Origin of the sequence: Pseudomonas sp. C9-3, assembly GCF_032392015.1 — a bacterium.
Taxonomy (GTDB): Bacteria; Pseudomonadota; Gammaproteobacteria; order Pseudomonadales; family Pseudomonadaceae; genus Pseudomonas; species Pseudomonas nitroreducens.
The window spans coordinates 2381660-2397658 of record NZ_CP135919.1 but is presented as its reverse complement, the minus strand read 5'-3'; the positions used below and the strand labels follow the sequence as shown (position 1 = coordinate 2397658).

Annotated in this window: 14 protein-coding genes; 5 read left to right on the top strand and 9 right to left on the bottom strand. The window is 57.8% G+C overall.

The annotated features are described in order from the left end of the window. Window positions 1-5: 5 nt before the first annotated feature. The 4 genes from RS899_RS10830 to RS899_RS10815 form a co-directional block, all read right to left on the bottom strand. Window positions 6-1688, bottom strand: a complete 1683-nt coding sequence (locus tag RS899_RS10830) for a DUF1302 domain-containing protein (RefSeq protein ID WP_315809896.1) — start codon at window positions 1686-1688, stop codon at window positions 6-8. An 82-nt stretch (window positions 1689-1770) separates the two neighbouring features. Then, a complete protein-coding gene (locus RS899_RS10825; protein WP_315809895.1) occupies window positions 1771-2892 on the bottom strand; it encodes an FAD-dependent oxidoreductase in 1122 nt (373 codons plus the stop codon). Between the two features lie 98 nt (window positions 2893-2990). Continuing rightward, entirely contained in the window at window positions 2991-3389 is a 399-nt protein-coding gene (locus RS899_RS10820; protein WP_315809894.1) for a Rieske (2Fe-2S) protein, read from the bottom strand. A gap of 3 nt (window positions 3390-3392) precedes the next feature. Then, window positions 3393-4334 (bottom strand): VOC family protein, encoded by a 942-nt coding sequence (locus RS899_RS10815; protein WP_315809893.1) that lies wholly within the window; start codon window positions 4332-4334, stop codon window positions 3393-3395. Between the two features lie 272 nt (window positions 4335-4606). Between RS899_RS10815 and RS899_RS10810 the strand changes: the two genes are divergently transcribed. After that, a complete protein-coding gene (locus tag RS899_RS10810) occupies window positions 4607-5548 on the top strand; it encodes a LysR family transcriptional regulator (protein WP_315809892.1) in 942 nt (313 codons plus the stop codon). 236 nt (window positions 5549-5784) lie between these two features. Beyond that, complete coding sequence (locus tag RS899_RS10805; protein WP_315809891.1) at window positions 5785-6942, top strand: alpha/beta hydrolase family protein; 1158 nt, start codon at window positions 5785-5787, stop codon at window positions 6940-6942. Between the two features lie 42 nt (window positions 6943-6984). Here RS899_RS10805 and RS899_RS10800 read toward each other — a convergent pair whose 3' ends face one another. From RS899_RS10800 to RS899_RS10780, 5 genes are all read right to left on the bottom strand, one after another. Next, entirely contained in the window at window positions 6985-8262 is a 1278-nt protein-coding gene (locus RS899_RS10800; RefSeq protein WP_315809890.1) for an OprD family porin, read from the bottom strand. A 35-nt stretch (window positions 8263-8297) separates the two neighbouring features. Continuing rightward, window positions 8298-9632, bottom strand: coding sequence for an MFS transporter (locus RS899_RS10795; protein ID WP_315809889.1), 1335 nt, complete (start codon window positions 9630-9632; stop codon window positions 8298-8300). Between the two features lie 194 nt (window positions 9633-9826). Then, a complete protein-coding gene (gene fdhA / locus RS899_RS10790) occupies window positions 9827-11026 on the bottom strand; it encodes a formaldehyde dehydrogenase, glutathione-independent (protein ID WP_315809888.1) in 1200 nt (399 codons plus the stop codon). A 79-nt stretch (window positions 11027-11105) separates the two neighbouring features. After that, window positions 11106-12182: an aromatic ring-hydroxylating dioxygenase subunit alpha gene (locus tag RS899_RS10785; RefSeq protein ID WP_315809887.1), complete on the bottom strand. Its 1077-nt coding sequence runs from the start codon at window positions 12180-12182 to the stop codon at window positions 11106-11108. Window positions 12183-12219: 37 nt separating this feature from the next. Then, window positions 12220-13173, bottom strand: coding sequence for a PDR/VanB family oxidoreductase (locus tag RS899_RS10780; RefSeq protein WP_315809886.1), 954 nt, complete (start codon window positions 13171-13173; stop codon window positions 12220-12222). Between the two features lie 258 nt (window positions 13174-13431). On the opposite strand from RS899_RS10780, the gene RS899_RS10775 reads away from it, so the two are divergent. The 3 genes from RS899_RS10775 (at window position 13432) to RS899_RS10765 (ending at window position 15989) form a co-directional block, all read left to right on the top strand. Beyond that, window positions 13432-13896 carry a MarR family winged helix-turn-helix transcriptional regulator gene (locus RS899_RS10775; RefSeq protein ID WP_315809885.1) on the top strand — a complete coding sequence of 155 codons (465 nt, stop codon included), beginning with the start codon at window positions 13432-13434 and terminating at the stop codon, window positions 13894-13896. A gap of 362 nt (window positions 13897-14258) precedes the next feature. Further along, window positions 14259-14942 carry a hypothetical protein gene (locus RS899_RS10770; protein WP_315809884.1) on the top strand — a complete coding sequence of 228 codons (684 nt, stop codon included), beginning with the start codon at window positions 14259-14261 and terminating at the stop codon, window positions 14940-14942. 204 nt (window positions 14943-15146) lie between these two features. Beyond that, complete coding sequence (locus RS899_RS10765; protein WP_315809883.1) at window positions 15147-15989, top strand: hypothetical protein; 843 nt, start codon at window positions 15147-15149, stop codon at window positions 15987-15989. Window positions 15990-15999 lie beyond the last annotated feature (10 nt).

The window sequence follows — 15999 nt, the reverse complement described above, 5'->3', positions numbered from 1 at the left end:
CTCGGTCAGAAGGTGCGACTGACGGTGAAGGCGATGAAGTCGCGGTCTTTGAGCGACTGTTCGAAGGTGTAGTGGTTGTCTGCGTCCAGGAAGGTGTTCTCCGGGCCGTAGTAGTGCGTGTAGGTCAGGCCCAGGTTCCAGGTATTCAGGTAGTTGCCCTTCAGGCCGACGTTGATGTCACCGCCGTGATCGGCGCCGAATCCAGTACCGAGCGCCTCGGAGGCACCATTGGTGTAACTGGCACCGATCGGCACGGACAGATCCAGGCCCGGCAGGAACTGGCGATACATCGGTTCGAAAACCAGGCGCAGGCTGGTGGCGTCACGATCAGCATTCGGGTCGAGAGCATCGTGGTTCTTGCTAACGCTCATGACCCGGTTCCAGGCGATCTCACCCAGGAAGTTGGCTTCCGGTGCGATGAAGTTCGGCTCCAGGCTGGATAGCCAGGACAAGTTCGCGTGCAGGGTGCGGCCAGTCGCGTAGACGGGATCGTCGTCGTTGTTGATCGCTTCGCCGGGCGCCAGAGCATGTTGGCTGGTGGATGCCAGCGGCTGGTTCCAGCGGGTGGAGAGCTCGCCCGCAACGTTGAAGTTGCCGAGCGTGGTGGAGAAGCTCGCGCCGAGCGACTCGATACCTTCCGGGTAAACCCAGTAGTACTCGCCGGCCTTACCGCTCAGGGGATTGAGGTTGGCGAAGTCCGGGCGGACGTTGAGCTGAGGATTCTTGTCGTGGAAGCGGATGGCATATACACCCCAGTCCACTGTATCCGTACGCCAACGAACTTGGAGACCACCCTGACCGGAGTCTTTCGCCTCTTTGTCATTACCGTGGTAGAACGCTAGCGGTTGAGCCCCCGGGAACAGCGGCGCGCCAATGAACATACGTTCGTTGCCATCGCCGAAGGAGTCTGAAGTCGAGAAGTAGCTACCAGCGGCCGGCAGGCGGTTCGCTTCCCACTCGAATTGGTAGTAGGCGGCGACCGAGACGTCCGGAGTGATCTGCAATTGCCCGGAGATTTGCTGCACCGGACGAATGAGTTCCTTGAACTGGGTGTTCGGTACAGAGAGTCCTTTGACCACATCGATCGGAGCCATGCCACCGGCGATACCGTTCATGCCGTAGAAGAGACTTTCACCCCACTGCATTGCGTACTGCCCTACGCGCCCCGATGCCTGCATGTCACCAATGTCGGTCTTGCCGAAGAGAAAGGCGTCCAGCAGCTCACCTTTTCGACCGTGCAGCGTGCGAGTGTCATCGGTGAACTCGTCGTAATCCACGGAGTAGCTGTTGGCGCGGGAGGGGTCGTTGTTGTCCGTTCCGCGGTTGTAAACGTCGTCGTACCAGGCCGCACCGCTCAGGCGAGCACCGACATCGCCGTACGTGATGTCCAGTTCGGAAAGGAGATCCAGGCGGTTGGAGATCAGCCCTTTATCGAAGTTGCGGTCACCATCATCCTGGTTGAGCGCCGTTTGGCCCTCAGTCAGCTTGTCGCTCTGATCCCTGGTGCGCCACGCGGCGCTGTACTTCAGAGTGTTGTCCCAGCGAGTCCGGAGATCAGGGTTGCCGGTATCGAACTCGAATGCGCGCGCATCAGGTATCCCGGCGGTGATAGCCAGGATGGAGATCGCGAATGCCAGAGGCTTGAGTCGCGGCAACGGCCGTACGGGTGCACGCTTGCTAGACAGCATTTAAGTCACCTCATTATTGTTTTTGTAAGTCAGTGTTGGCTTGTGATCAGGTGCGCCTAGGCATGGCGCACCTGTCAGGTACTCAGATGGGACGGGCAGTGAGCTCCAGCATCTGCTTGACCAAAGCAATGCGATCGAAATGGCGGTCTTGCTCCATTTCTTTCTCACCTGCGAAGAGGGATTTCTGGCTGATGAATCTGCAGCGCTCGAAGCGGCGATCCATGAATCGATGCAGTTGCTCGGCCACGGTGCCGCCGGCAGTCAGTTCTTCGCTCAGGACAACTGCATCCTCAATCGCCATGCCGGCGCCCTGTCCCAGATGGGGGGTGGTCGCGTGCGCAGCATCACCGATCAGCAGAACCCGGCCGCGGTACCAAGGCTCGTCGACGAATACCGCTTCCAGCGGCTTGTATACGACCTGCGAGTTGTCGGTAATCTGTTCGCGCAGCTTGCCGATCAGCCCACCGAAACCCGACAGACGCTTGCGCAGCTCCGCTGCGAGGGAGTCCTCGGCCATCCAGGGATTGCCCGGTTCATGGGAAGTGGTGAAGAGATACATCAGGTCTTCCGCCAGGGGGACAAGGCCTGCATTGCCTGACGGCCCCTGGTAGTTGGCGAGATGATCAATCTCAGCGGGGCGCGGGAAGTTGTAGCGCCAGACCGACTGGCCAGTGAAGCGAGGCTGGTACTTGTCGCCGAACATCAGGCTGCGAACTTTCGAGAACAGGCCGTCAGCACCTACAACGAGCGAGTAACGAGAGCTGCTGCTATCGCTGAAAACCACGTCGACGCCGTCTGTATCCTGCTCGAAGCTTTCAACCGATGTGCCGAGACGCACCTGTGTGCCGAGCTCGATTGCCGTTTCGGTGAGTACCTTGTGCAGTGCGCGGCGAGAAATGCCGACGTTGGCAGGGTATTCAGGGCCAGCTAGGCGCTGCCCAGGGATACGCACGAGGGGAACACCGTCAGTGGTGTAGATACCGACATCCTCAAACGCATACGCAGCATCAAGGTAGGCGTCGAGCAGCCCCAGCTTGGCCATTTCACGGACGACGTTGCTCTGCTGGATGATACCCACGCCGTAGACAGTCCACTCGGTCTTCAGCTCGACCAGGTCGACCTCAATCCCTTTGCGGCGCAACGCGATAGCGGCACACAAGCCACCGATGCCACCACCGACTATCAGCACTTTTGCAGTATTCATGACGTTACTCACACGTGTTGTTCTTGTTCTCCGCATCCTTACGAGGTGCGGCCGTTATTCGTGCTGGGGTCGAGTTTCCCGAGCACAGTGGGATTTGACTAATCGAGTCCTCGGATGCGACCTATCGCGCTGCGAGATACCTCAATTGGCTGGCCGTGAGGATCGAGACGGAGGGCAAGCGATCCGCCCTCGAAAGCGAACTCCAGAGCCGTCAACGACTGCCCGAGGCAGGGGCCATAGACGCACTCGCCGCTGTCGGGCATGAACTGGGCGCCATGCGCATAGCAGATGACCCGCTGACCGTCGGCTGACAGGAATCGATCCTTTCGGTATTCCAGGCGCACATCGAGGTGAGGACAGCTGTTGCGATAAACCCGCACCTCGCCCCGATGAAGCAGCACGAACAACGTGTCGCGGCCTGTACCGAACGGATCGAAGCCGATCGCCTCGCCCTCTCTCAAGCGATCGAAAGGACAAAGCGCGATGCTGCGATCCACGGATCAGCCCTGTTTGGGCGGCGGGCCGCCGGGGGCCCATTTCTCGCGAGAGGTGAAGAGGAACAACTGAGAGTTGTCAGCGGACATGGGTGCCTGGCGAGCCGCCCAAGCGTCGTCATGCTTGTCCATGTCAGCGTCATATTCGATGTGGCAGCCCAGGGGACTGTTGAAGTACCAGAACCAGTTGGAGCCGAAGAGGTGACGGCCTGGGCCCCAGAAGCTCGTCCAACCCTTCTCCTGGAAGCGAGTGCCGGCCAAAAGGACTTCGGTACCGCTGCCCATATGGAAAGTGAAGTGCTCACAGCCCTGCATATGGGGCGGGGTCTGGATCATGAACAGGCAATGGTGGTCATCCATGGCCTTGGTGCGCATGAAGGGCCCCACACCAACGAAGCTGTCCGTGGTCACGAAACCCAGACGATCACGATAGAAGGCTTCACCTTTGGCCACGTCGGGCACGAAGTAGACAACGTGGGAAAGAGTGCGAGGACGAGCCTCCATATCGGGGGTGATACCCAACTGGTTCGCGGGGCGCTGAGGAGCACTACCCGGGGCATTGGTGAGGTCAGCCGGAGCATCGAAGTGACGGCGCCAGGAAACCTGGAAGGCGATGGCAAAACCGAGGTCATCTACGGTGTGCAGAGCACCGTTGGAGTCACGACGCACTTCGCGATCCCGACTCAGCTCGTCTTCGATCGCGGCAAGGTCGGCGGCACTGGCAACGCCATAGACGGTTTCACGAAGCGACGGTGCCGGGCCGATTGCCGGCGGCAGCTCCGCATCGTCGGGATGACGGATGATGATTGCAGATCCGTCCAGAGCTTCGAAATGGCCACCCTCAGTGTTCAGGTGGACTTCAGTCAGTCCGTAATCGCGAAGACAATCAGCGCAGGCTTGCAGGTCATCGACGCCAAAGACCAGGGCGTCAAGGCCAAGAATGTTCATGGCTACCACTCCATTGAAATTATGATCCGGCGGCAAGGCCGGTGGTGGTGTCGCCGCGGTAGGCATGCCGCTCGACTGGAGCGGAGATTGCTGACGTGAGGTAGTGCTGACTAATCGCGAGTCGGGATGCCAGCTATCCACAATCGCGATACATGGCTTGAAACAAGCTGGGCAGGGGGTTTCAGACGATCTGGCAGGTTGTTCTCTTGACGTATCGAGAATGTCGCACGAAGGTATCTCAAAAATAACTACAAGAACCGAGATGCATCGCCATGCGTTTTCATCATCTGGATCTGAACCTTTTGGTCGCACTTGATGTGCTTCTGGAAGAACAGAACATTACCCGTGCCGCCGAACGTCTTCACATGACACAGTCCGCCACCAGCGGTGTGCTGGGCAGGCTCCGCAAGTATTTCGAGGACGACCTTCTGGTACAGGTGGGCCGGACTATGCAGCCGACGCCCTATGCACTTGAACTGGCCAAACCAGTGCGCGAAGTGCTGCTCACGATTCGTTCCTCCATCACAGCAAAACCCGTCTTCGACCCAACCACTAGCAAGCGGCATTTTCGCTTGATCGCCTCTGACTACTTGATCAGTGTCCTGTTTTCGCAGGTGATTCAGCGTATCCATCAGGAAGCTCCGGGCATCACGTTTGAAATGCACCCCCCAGGTGAGCAGGCAGTTGAGATGACCTTGCGGGGTGAGGTCGATCTGATGTTTGTCCCAGAGCGCTATGTGATTGAAGGACACCCTTCTCAGCTGCTCTTCGAGGAGGAGCACGTCTGCGTCGTCTGGAAAGGAAATACTTATGTCGGAGACACGCTAACCCTGGAGCAGTACATGGAGATGGGCCACATCTCCGTTGCGTTCGGCCGCTCCCGGCAATTGAGCATCGAGGACTGGTTCATGAGCCAGTACGGTTTCAAACGCCGCCTCGAAGTCATCACCAACGACTTCAATACGCTGCCTCAGCTGCTGGTTGGCACCCATCGAGTAGCGACCATGCATCGCCGGTTGGCGGAGCTTTACGCACGATATCTGCCTCTACGGATTATCCCGCCGCCCGTCAAAATTCCCGTGATGCGGGAGATTATGCAGTGGCATCGCAGCATGGATGGTGACCCCATGCATCGCTGGCTGAGAGAGAAGGTTCACGACTTTATCCAGTCTCTCGACCAAGCCGGCGCACAGGCCGATGTGGCGGTTTCATAGGGGCATGCCCTCCCCTCTCATTTAAAGCGCCATCAATCTACGATGGCGCCTCGCTGCCTCTAGCTTCCCCAGTCTCAGAGCTACCTGCTGACTGCAGCATCTCGTTTCGCGATACCTCGCATCCCTACTCGCGATTGGCCAAAGCTCCCTGCTCTGCATAACGTCCTGATCTGATCGTGCCCGGCGTGCCTGAGATTTCCGGGTTCACTTTCCGCCCCCATAAGGACAACAAGAACATGTTCCGCTACTTCCCTACCAACTACGTTTGGAACCTGTCGGTGGATCTCGCCATCGAGATGGGTGCCCGCATGGGCGAAATCGAAGAAATGTGCGCTCCTCTTCAGGAAGCCGCAAAACAGCCAGATGCAGCTGGAACCGCGGCCTTCCGCGAGACCTGGTCGAAAATGGCCGACAAGCTCTGTGGTCTCGCAGAGGAGGATGAGTTCGCCGGCCGCCTGCTCTCTGCAGGCGAGAAATACAGCCGTGCCGCTACCTACTACCTCACCTGCGAACGTCTCCAGGCCCATGGCGCTCCTGGACGTGAAGCTCTCTACCAGCGCTTCCTAGAGACATTTGCCTTGGGCATCTCAATGTCGAAGGAGAATTGCGAGCGCGTCGAGATCCCCTACGAGGGCAAAGTCATCTCCGGGCTCTACGTCCGCGCCGAGGGCGTTGAAGGCCCTGCACCGTTGCTGGTTCAGGTCAACGGCCTCGATTCCACCAAAGAAATGAAATACCGCGTGGGCCTGCCGGCGTGGCTGGCCAAGCGTGGGGTGTCTTCGCTAATCATCGATCAGCCTGGCACCGGCGAAGCCCTGCGACTGCATGGGCTCACTGCACGTTACGACAGCGAACACTGGGCCAGTCGCGTGGTCGATTGGCTTGAAACCCGTTACGAAGTGGACGCAAAACGCGTCGGTATGGAAGGTGTTTCACTGGGCGGCTACTACTGTCCCCGCGCAGTCGCTTTCGAGCCTCGCTTTGCCTGCGGCGTGGTGTGGGGTGCTAACCACGATTGGCGTGATGTCCAGAAGCGTCGTCTCGAGAAAGAGGGCAGCTTCCCGGTGCCGCACTACTGGGCTCACGTTTGCTGGGTGTGGGGCGCGAAGGACATCGATGACTTCATGCGGATTTCGGAGAACGTGCACCTCGATGGCGTGCTCGACCGCATCAAGGTTCCGTTCCTGGTCACCCATGGCGAGAAGGACTCGCAGATCCCTCTCAAATGGGCGCACCGCACCTTCGAGCAACTGGTAAATAGCCCGAAGCGCGAACTGAAGATCTTCACCGAGCGCGAAGGTGGCGTGCAACACTCCAGCTTCGACAACAGCATCAACGCTGGTCAGTTCATCGCTGACTGGGTTGCCGAGACTCTCGGAGGCCATACCGCGTGAGGTCAGGCTCTGCCTGCGCCATGCGCAGGCAGAGCCTACCGCTCACCAGACCTTGATCGTGTAGTCGATGTTTATGCGCGTCTCGTTATCGCTCCGGAAGGTCGAGGCCGCTCCTTGCTGGTTTCGATAGAAAGCCTCCCGCACCCGAAATGCCAAGCCTTTAGCGGGGCCGGATTGGATGACATAAGCCAGCTCGAAGTCCTTGGACGACTCAGTGAGATTGCTGCCGCCCAACGCAGGAAGATCGATACTGTCGCCATGCAGGTAACGCATCATCCCGGTAAGACCCGGTATGCCCGACGCGGCAAAGTCATAGTCGTACTTCACGGCCCAGGTTCGCTCCTTGGGGTTAACGAAATCCGCACTCATCGTTCCATCACTCAAAACCACCGGTTCCCCGCCGGCAATGTAGGGGAAAGCCGTGTCCCCGAATTGCCTCATGTAACCAACACCCAGGCTGTGACCACCCCAGAGGTAGCTGAACATTCCTCCCACGTTCAGGTTGTCGACCTTTCCGCCTCTGGCCTGACCATCATCACGGCTGTTGAATACGCGAATATCTGATTTGAGCTTTCCCTCACCGAGCGGCAGTGTGTGAAGTACCCCGAGGAAGTCCTGGGTGTAGATGTCGCGAAGCTCTGCATGGAAAAGCCGCAGGGTCAGGCTGTCCGACCAGCGATAGTCGCCGCCGTAGAAATCAAACCGCTCGGACGAAGCTCCCGGCCGGAATCGACCATTGGGAGACGCTAATCCGATCGGTTGATAGTCGGTGGAGTCACGCAGGTTGACCCTGTCCATGCGCCCCACATGCGCAGTCAGGCCATCGATGTCGTCGGAAATCATGTAAGCGCCGCGGAACGACTGCGGAAGTAGGCGCGCCGGGCTCGCGTTGATGATGGGCAAAGCAGGGAATTGAGTTCCGACCGAGAGCTTCGTCTTGGAAATTTTTCCTTTCACTGCCAAGCCTAGTTCGGAGTACTCGTCTTTCGCCTCACGAGTTACCGGGTCGTAGGAAAGCAACTGAGTACCTGTGCGGTCGGGAGAAGAATCCAGCTTGAGCCCCAGCATGCCAATGGCGTCGACGCCCAGGCCAACCGTTCCTTCCGTGAATCCCGAATTCGCTCTCACGATGAAGCCCTGTGCCCACTCCCTGGCTGCGGAGTATGGGGTTTCGCCCTTGTAGTCTCGATCCAGATAAAAATTTCGTGCAGTGAGGGTGAGGTTGCTGTCCTCAACAAAGTCCGCCGCCGCCCCTTGCGAAAGCAAAGCGGCAAGCATCCCCAGGCCGGCAAGCCTAAAGCCCGAAAACTGATTGCTCATTGGGTGTCACCTTATTGTTCTTATGGGTGATCGGATCAGGAGGCTGGTTTGAGCGCGACGTGCGGCGCAGCCTTACTCTTCATCAGCCAGACGATGACCGCCGCTGCGACGAAGGCTGACGCGAACAGCAGATAGAGATCCGCAGGCTTCCAATTGGCATCGATGAGACGGCCCGCCACCAAGGGAGAGAGAATTGCCCCCGCTCTTCCCATACCGATCCCCCAGCCCAATGCGGTGACACGCAGCTCTGGGCCATAGATGCTCGGCGTAAGCGCATAGAGTCCTGCCACACATCCGTTCACCAGGACGCCAATCACCAGCACAAGGCCAAATGCCAGGTTCAGGTTGGAGGTGAAATTAACGAAGATGGCGAGGAAGAGAGCATTGAGAATCAGGTAGCTCATCAGGACTCGCGACAGGCGATAGCGAGCAGCAAGCAGACCTATCAGTGAAGTCCCGAGGATACCGCCGACGTTTAACAGGACACCGCCGGTAATCCCTTGCTGGTTCGACAATCCGGCTGTGACCAGAAGCTTCGGCGTCCAGCTCATGACGAAGTAGAACCCGAACATCACCAGGAAGAACCCTGCCCAAACCAACAGCGTTGGGCGCAAAAGGTCTTTGGAAAACAGACCGGCGAATGTCTGGCCCAGCGAGGCCTGAGCGCCCTGTTCCGATTTCGGCATGTCTGCAATCTGCTCTATCCCCACACGGCTCAGGAGCCGGTTGATTCGAAGCAGAGCATCACGAGGCTGACGGACAACAAGATAGGCGATGGACTCGGGGAGCAGGAAGTACAACACGGGCAAGGTAAGCAGTGTGGCTATACCGCCGTAAAGGAAGACAGAACGCCATCCCATTTGCGGGATAATCTGGGCGGCGATCAAACCGCCTAGGGTCGCGCCCAAAGCGTAGGCTGTCGACTGAAGACTTATTGCAAGGCTTCGCCATTTTTTGTTGGCGTACTCACCTGCAATGACATAGCTGCTCGCGAGAACACCGCCGATTCCCAATCCTGTCAGTAGCCTGAGAACCCCCAGCATCGTCACCGACGGCGCCTGTGATGACACCAGCATGCCAACGCCTGCAATCGAGATGCAGAGCAGAATCAGAGGCCTGCGGCCAAATCGATCGGCCCAGGGAGCAATGAAAAGTGAACCGAGCGCCATGCCGACCAAGCCCGCGCTCAGCAGATATCCAAGCTCGATACCACTGAGTCCCCATTCACTCGATACGGACGCTGCGGTGAAAGCCATCACCAGGACGTCAAATCCGTCGAGCATATTGATCAGGAAACAGAGGGAGATAACCACCCACTGGAACTTCCCCATGTCCTTCTGATCGAGCTGAATACTGATCGACTGGCTCATTGAGCGCCCCCCCGAATAACTGCTGGAGGGTTTTCGGGGACGGCCATAGCCGCCCTGCGGAGAAGGGAGCGTGAGAATTTCATCAGAGACCTTTTTGTTTTTGTTATGCGTGCAACGCAAGAGCTCGGCCAGGTCGACCAAGCGATGACGAGCTACCGCCCCGAGGCAAAAGGGGCGGTAGCCGGTGTAATACGTCAAGCGGCGCGGAACAGGTTGTGCGGATCGATAACGAACTTCTTCGGCACGCCGGCATCGAACTCGCCGTAGCCTTTAGGCGCGTCGTCCAGGGTGATGACTTCCACACCGACGATGTCGGCGATCTTGATGCGATCCCACATGATCGCCTGCATCAGCTGGCGGTTGTATTTCATCACCGGAGTCTGGCCGGTGTGGAAGCTGTGCGACTTGGCCCAGCCCAGGCCGAAGCGGATGCTCAGCGAGCCCTGCTTGGCGGCCGCGTCCGCCGCGCCCGGATCCTCGGTAACGTACAGGCCCGGAATGCCGATCTTGCCGGCCACCCGTACAACGCCCATCAGCGAGTTAAGCACGGTGGCCGGAGCCTCGTGCTGAGAGCCCGAATGGCCATGACCACGGGCCTCGAAGCCCACCGCGTCAACCGCGCAGTCCACTTCCGGCTCGCCCAGCAGATCGGCGATCTGCTCGTGCAGCGGGGTGTCCTTGGACAGGTCAGCGATCTCGAAGCCCTGGGCCTTGGCGTGGGCCAGGCGAGTCGGGTTGACGTCACCAACGATCACCACGGCGGCGCCCAGAAGGTGAGCTGAAGCAGCAGCGGCGAGCCCGACTGGGCCAGCGCCGGCGATGTATACGGTGCTGCCCGGCCCCACGCCGGCAGTCACCGCGCCGTGGTAGCCGGTGGGGAGGATGTCGGAGAGGCAGGTCAGGTCGCGGATTTTCTCCATGGCCAGCTCGCGGTTCGGCAGTTTGAGCAGGTTGAAGTCGGCGTAGGGAACCATCACGTACTCGGCCTGGCCCCCGACCCAGCCGCCCATATCGACGTAGCCGTAGGCGCCGCCGGCGCGGGACGGGTTGACCGTCAGGCAGACGCCGGTGTGCTGCTCCTTGCAGGTGCGGCAGTGGCCACAGGCGACGTTGAACGGCACCGAGACCAGGTCGCCGATCTTCATGGTTTCCACGCCACGGCCGATCTCGACGACTTCACCGGTGATCTCGTGGCCCAGCACCAGACCTTCGGGCGCAGTGGTGCGACCACGCACCATGTGCTGATCAGAACCGCAGATGTTGGTGGAGACGACGCGCAGGATTACGCCGTGGTCGATCTGCTTGCCCTGCGGATCCTGCATCTTCGGATAGGGAATGCTCTGAACTTCGACCTTGCCCGGGCCGAGATAAACCACACCACGATTTACAGACATATGTCCTCCATCTATGCGCCATTGGCGCCCTGTGAGATGTGTTGCGAGGAGGCAGTTATGGTCGCCTCCCGGTAGACCATCAGGATTCCTGGCGAAGCTGCTCAATGATCTTGCGTGCGCGGTTGGCCCCTACATCCACATGGATGTCCACGATCGACCGAGGGCCGAATTCGAGCATGTTCTTGTACTGAGCTTCGATAACGACCTTGTCTTCATCGAAGGTCATCGCGGTCTGCTCGACGACCTTCGCTTTGGTTTCTTCGTGATTGCTCTTCGGGTTGGTGGCAATCGTCCAGAAGTAGTGGCTGGTGTTTTCAGTCTCGGGAGTCACCCCATGGAACCCCCGCATGTGGAATCCACCGCGCCCAGGATCTTCAAGCGAGTCAGTCCCGGCATCGACTGCACCAGTCCAGATTCGGAGGTGAGTGACGCGGAACTCGATTTCCTGCCAACGATCAACCTTGCCCTTGAAGGGATAAGCAGCGGTGTAGGTCGGTGGCGGAACCGAGTCCGGCATATGGCGAATGACCCGCACAGTGGCGTCATCACTTTCAACACGCATCTGAGCGTTCATATGGATGCTGGCGTTTCCACCGATGGTGCGCAGGTGCACGTAACCCAGATGGCTCAGGTCGAGCAGGTTGTCATGGATGAGCTGGTAAGGAGCGTCGTAGTGATAGACGTCCCCTTCGTAGACGTACTCGCCGCTGCTGTGGACATCGTATGCCGGAGGTTCGCAGGTCGGTTCCGTTTGATCTGCGCTGCCAAACCAGATCCAGAGGATCTGATCACGCTCTCGAACGTGGTAAGCAGGGACTTTCGCCTTCGTTGGAATTTTGGCCTGACCGGGCACCTCAAGACACTGTCCCGCGCCGTTGAACAGCAGACCGTGGTAACCACAGCGGACACCTTTCTCCTCGAGCGTGCCATGCGACAGAGGCAGAGCCCGATGGCAGCAGCGGTCTTCCAGCGCCGCTGGCTGGCCGTCTGCTGTACGGAACAGAACAACGGGTTTGCCCAGCAGGGTTCTGCCTACAGGTTTATCTTTCAGCTCCCACGCAAAGCCCGCGACGTACCACTGGTTCAGCGGGAATTTAGGTAGCTCTGCAGGAGCTCCCACCTCGTATGCGAGCGACTGAGCTTGCGATGTACTCATAGCGATCTCCAGCTATCAGGTAGTTCTTGTTAGAGGGTCACAGATCCAGCACTAAGCGCGGACTGCGGGAGCGGGAACAGCAAGGTGTAAAACTGTCGTTTCGCGCATGCTCTGCTGCGCTCATGTACTGATCGCGATGCTCTGGTTCGCCCGCAAGAACTCGAGTAATGCAAGCGCCGCAAATGCCTTGTTCGCAGGAGCTTTCGACCTCAACGTCGTGCTCCAGCAACACTTCCAAAACGGTCTTTTGCGCAGGAACTTCAATCACACGACCAGAGCGTGAGAGCTCGACTTCGAAGGGTTGATCACCTTCAAGAACTTGCGGGGGCGCCGCGAAATCCTCGCGATGGATTTGCTGATCAGCCCAGCCAGACTCCTTCGCAGTGGATTGAATGTGCGACATGAAGCCTGATGGGCCGCAAACGTAGAGCTGATCCCCCTGCCCGGGCGCCGCTAGGATCTTCGCGGCATCCAGGTGCTGTTCGATTGGCCCATTGTCTACGTGAAGACGGAGGTGCTGCGCGAAGGGCGCGTCGCTCAGAAGATCGAGGAACGCCAGCCGCTCAACAGAGCGACCGCAGTAATGGAGCTCGAAGCGCTTGCGCGCTACCAAAAGGGTATGAGCCATAGCCAGGATGGGCGTGATGCCGATACCTCCGGCAAACAGCACATATCGATCGCCGCTGAGATCCAAATCGAACAGATTACGAGGCGCACTGATGGTCAGGCTGGAACCTTCCATAACGTCGGCGTGCATGCCTTTTGAACCACCTCTGGAAGCCGGCTCATTCAGCACCGCGATGACGTACCTGCCACGCTCTTGCGGCGAATTGCACAGCGAGTACTGTCGGACAACACCTGGCGCCACATGCACGTCGACGTGGGAACCCGCTGTAAAGGTCGGCAATTCCAGTCCGTTGGCGGCAGTTAATTCGAAGCTGCATACACCGTCAGCTTCAGCGGTTTTTCGAGAAACACAAACTTCGAGCATGAGCGTGACCCCACCGCAGATCTGCAGTGTTTGATAGCGAATAGATGTGAGCCGGCCTTACTGGCTGGGAGCGTTAGCTGGAGAAGAAATTACGAAGGGGGTGTCAGGGGTAGGCAAGACATGGCACGGCACCTCTGGATTTTTATTGTCGTGTCGCGTGCGCTTATGATGCGAACGCGGAATCTTTGTGTGATTCTCATCCTAAGCATTTTAGTTGCGATGTCAACCAATTAGACCTACGTGCAGGAACCGCTCGTCATGCCTCGTTCGCCCCTCAACCTGGATCGCTACGTTCCTGCGCTACTCACATCGTTGACCAACAAAATGTCCAGCGGGGCCTCTGCCTGCTACCGCAAGCACTTCGGGATAGGGATTGTGGAATGGCGGGTGCTGGCCATGCTCGCAGTCGAGGATCACATCAGTGCTAATCGCGTGGTTCAGGTGATCGGCCTCGACAAGAGCGCTGTCAGCCGAGCACTGCAAGTGCTGGAGCGTGATGGCCACGTGGCAACCGAGGTCGATTCAAAGGACGCTAGGCGCTATACCGTTTCGCTCACAGCGTCGGGCCGCAAGCTGCATGATCGTGTGTTGGTAACTGCGCTTGAGAGAGAGAGACTACTTTTGGCAGCTTTGAGCGAGGACGAGATTGAGGTGCTCATTGGCTTCCTACATCGCATGAGCGGGCAATTGGACTCAGTGAATGCGGTAGAGCCAAAAAGTTAATCATCGAGATTTGAGTTGCATCCTACTGCCGCGCAGGGGCGCTCTAGGGCCGTTATTCCTTCGAACCGGCCCCAATAGCGGGTGCGGCTGCTATCGGCCAGAAGCGGACCTTTTCTCAAATATTGTGCGCGGGGTTGATACTTCACCGGGTCGAACTGACGATTCAAGAGAGCACAGACTGGTGCCCGGCTGGATTGCCAGGCGATACGACCCGCAAAACAGCGGAGAGTAGGGGGGACTTCGTCTGATGTGAAATCTCTCGCCATTCCGGCGTCGACCAAGGGACACTGTTCTCCTAGAAGTCTTTTTTGTTCAATATGATGGGTGCGATCCAATCAGGCTCGCGGCGCCGTAGGAAACACATGTCGAATCAAGAAAGGAAACAAGCAATGCGCGCGGGTCTACTTCTCGTCGTGCCGCTGGCTCTTGCTGGCTGCACATTCAAAAAAACTGACATTCAGAACGAGGCTGAAGCAAGGAAGTATGACTCCGCGACTATGGCGCGCGTTCGATTGATCAGTGGGCAAGGTGCATACGCAGGCTTTGTATCAGGTCAAAGCTGCGAGCAATATTTCAACGTCAGCTATAGAAACGCTACAGTTGGTAAGGCGCCGGAAGGATGGAATCCAGCGCGTACCGCTCCGAAAGGCGAGAGTCTTGATGCCTTCGGAATGCCGCCCTCCGCCTATCAGAACAATGTCATTGGCATGCCGGCATCAACCGTTACTGCGACGATCGATGACACGCGTAGATACTACGATGAACATGTGGTCCCAGCTGGGCAGCCGCTGATCGCTTTTGTTGCTCTGGTTACCTCGAACTCCAGCTGTTCCTCGGCTCCTGTGAGCTTTATACCCCAGGCAGGCAAGGACTATGAGGTTCGGCAGGTGTTTAAGTCTGACTGGCCCCGGGCAACGTGCCGCAATGCTGTCTATGAGCTGGGAACAAAATATGAAACGCCTGTTTCCATAAATTACTGCTTCCGCGACAAGTCAGGCGATTTTCGAACCGTCAGCGGAGCCTCTACCGCCCCGATATCCCAATAGATGTAACGCCACACATATGCCCGATTGTGCGGATTTACTCCGTCCAATCGGGCATCTACGTTAACTGGACCGGATGGCTACATTGGTCGTCCTCTGCCAGGTGTGACCGACAGAAATCGACCCATTGCGGACGCTCCAATCTGAGCGAGCTGCGCTATTGCCACTGACTGTGCACACGTTGTATCTATACGTCCGAGCCGATCTATGTTCGGCATCATGGATGTGTACATAGTCAGGGAGGAACAGATGCTCACAGAGACAAATCAGGAACGCCAGATATTTGCCAGTACGGGCGAGCTAAAGTCCGAGGCGCGTAAAACCGGCTACAAGGCGCTAATTGCCTTTACCCGAGAATGGATTCTCAACCTTCCTGAGAATTACGGGCCACACCTGAAGAAGCTGTATTTCGAGGGCACCCTGCCGAATGAGTTAGAGGAAGGTCTCGGTCGTCAGGAGCCTATTTTTATTTGTCTGTCTGCACCCACAATAGATCGTGACTTTGTGGTTAATACGTTTAATCAGTATCAATACGATGGGATTCCCGCCGGATTTGTGAATGATTATCGCATGTATTTTGATGGGTGGGTTCGAGAGATCGACTCCGGCATCATGAATCGTATGCAGTTCATCGTGGAGAGCTTGGCTGATGACCGCGCGAACTGGCTCACTCGCAAAGGAGCAGACCACCGACCACTGTATCTCGTCTTCTACACCAGCATTTTCGCGGGGCTGCAACAAGGAAAACCGTCTAGTGAGTACATAGGCGTCGGACTGATTTCGTATGTCGAAGAAGTCTACGAAGAAATCTGCGACCTATATGACGGTGTGAGGGAAGCAGACTTTCTGAGAAGTTGTCTGGAAGTGCTATTTAGAGGGGAGGCTGCCCATCCGGACAAGACTTACCAAGACCCCGTATTTGTCGAGTTCATGTCCCGCTTTTTCGCCAAACAACTTCCGCCTTCTCTGCAGTCCTTGGTGGAAGATGTCTATCAGCAAACGCCCTCCGATGTGCGAATTGGCTGGGCGAGCGGGCGAGTGATTTTCTGAGGGAGAAACT

Coding starts and splice junctions, on each gene's coding strand:
- RS899_RS10830 (WP_315809896.1), bottom strand. CDS start 1,688: ATGCTGTCTAGCAAGCGTGCACCCGTACGGCCGTTGCCGCGACTCAAG.
- RS899_RS10825 (WP_315809895.1), bottom strand. CDS start 2,892: ATGAATACTGCAAAAGTGCTGATAGTCGGTGGTGGCATCGGTGGCTTG.
- RS899_RS10815 (WP_315809893.1), bottom strand. CDS start 4,334: ATGAACATTCTTGGCCTTGACGCCCTGGTCTTTGGCGTCGATGACCTG.
- RS899_RS10810 (WP_315809892.1), top strand. CDS start 4,607: ATGCGTTTTCATCATCTGGATCTGAACCTTTTGGTCGCACTTGATGTG.
- RS899_RS10805 (WP_315809891.1), top strand. CDS start 5,785: ATGTTCCGCTACTTCCCTACCAACTACGTTTGGAACCTGTCGGTGGAT.
- RS899_RS10800 (WP_315809890.1), bottom strand. CDS start 8,262: ATGAGCAATCAGTTTTCGGGCTTTAGGCTTGCCGGCCTGGGGATGCTT.
- RS899_RS10795 (WP_315809889.1), bottom strand. CDS start 9,632: ATGAGCCAGTCGATCAGTATTCAGCTCGATCAGAAGGACATGGGGAAG.
- fdhA (WP_315809888.1), bottom strand. CDS start 11,026: ATGTCTGTAAATCGTGGTGTGGTTTATCTCGGCCCGGGCAAGGTCGAA.
- RS899_RS10785 (WP_315809887.1), bottom strand. CDS start 12,182: ATGAGTACATCGCAAGCTCAGTCGCTCGCATACGAGGTGGGAGCTCCT.
- RS899_RS10780 (WP_315809886.1), bottom strand. CDS start 13,173: ATGCTCGAAGTTTGTGTTTCTCGAAAAACCGCTGAAGCTGACGGTGTA.
- RS899_RS10775 (WP_315809885.1), top strand. CDS start 13,432: ATGCCTCGTTCGCCCCTCAACCTGGATCGCTACGTTCCTGCGCTACTC.
- RS899_RS10770 (WP_315809884.1), top strand. CDS start 14,259: ATGTCGAATCAAGAAAGGAAACAAGCAATGCGCGCGGGTCTACTTCTC.
- RS899_RS10765 (WP_315809883.1), top strand. CDS start 15,147: ATGTTCGGCATCATGGATGTGTACATAGTCAGGGAGGAACAGATGCTC.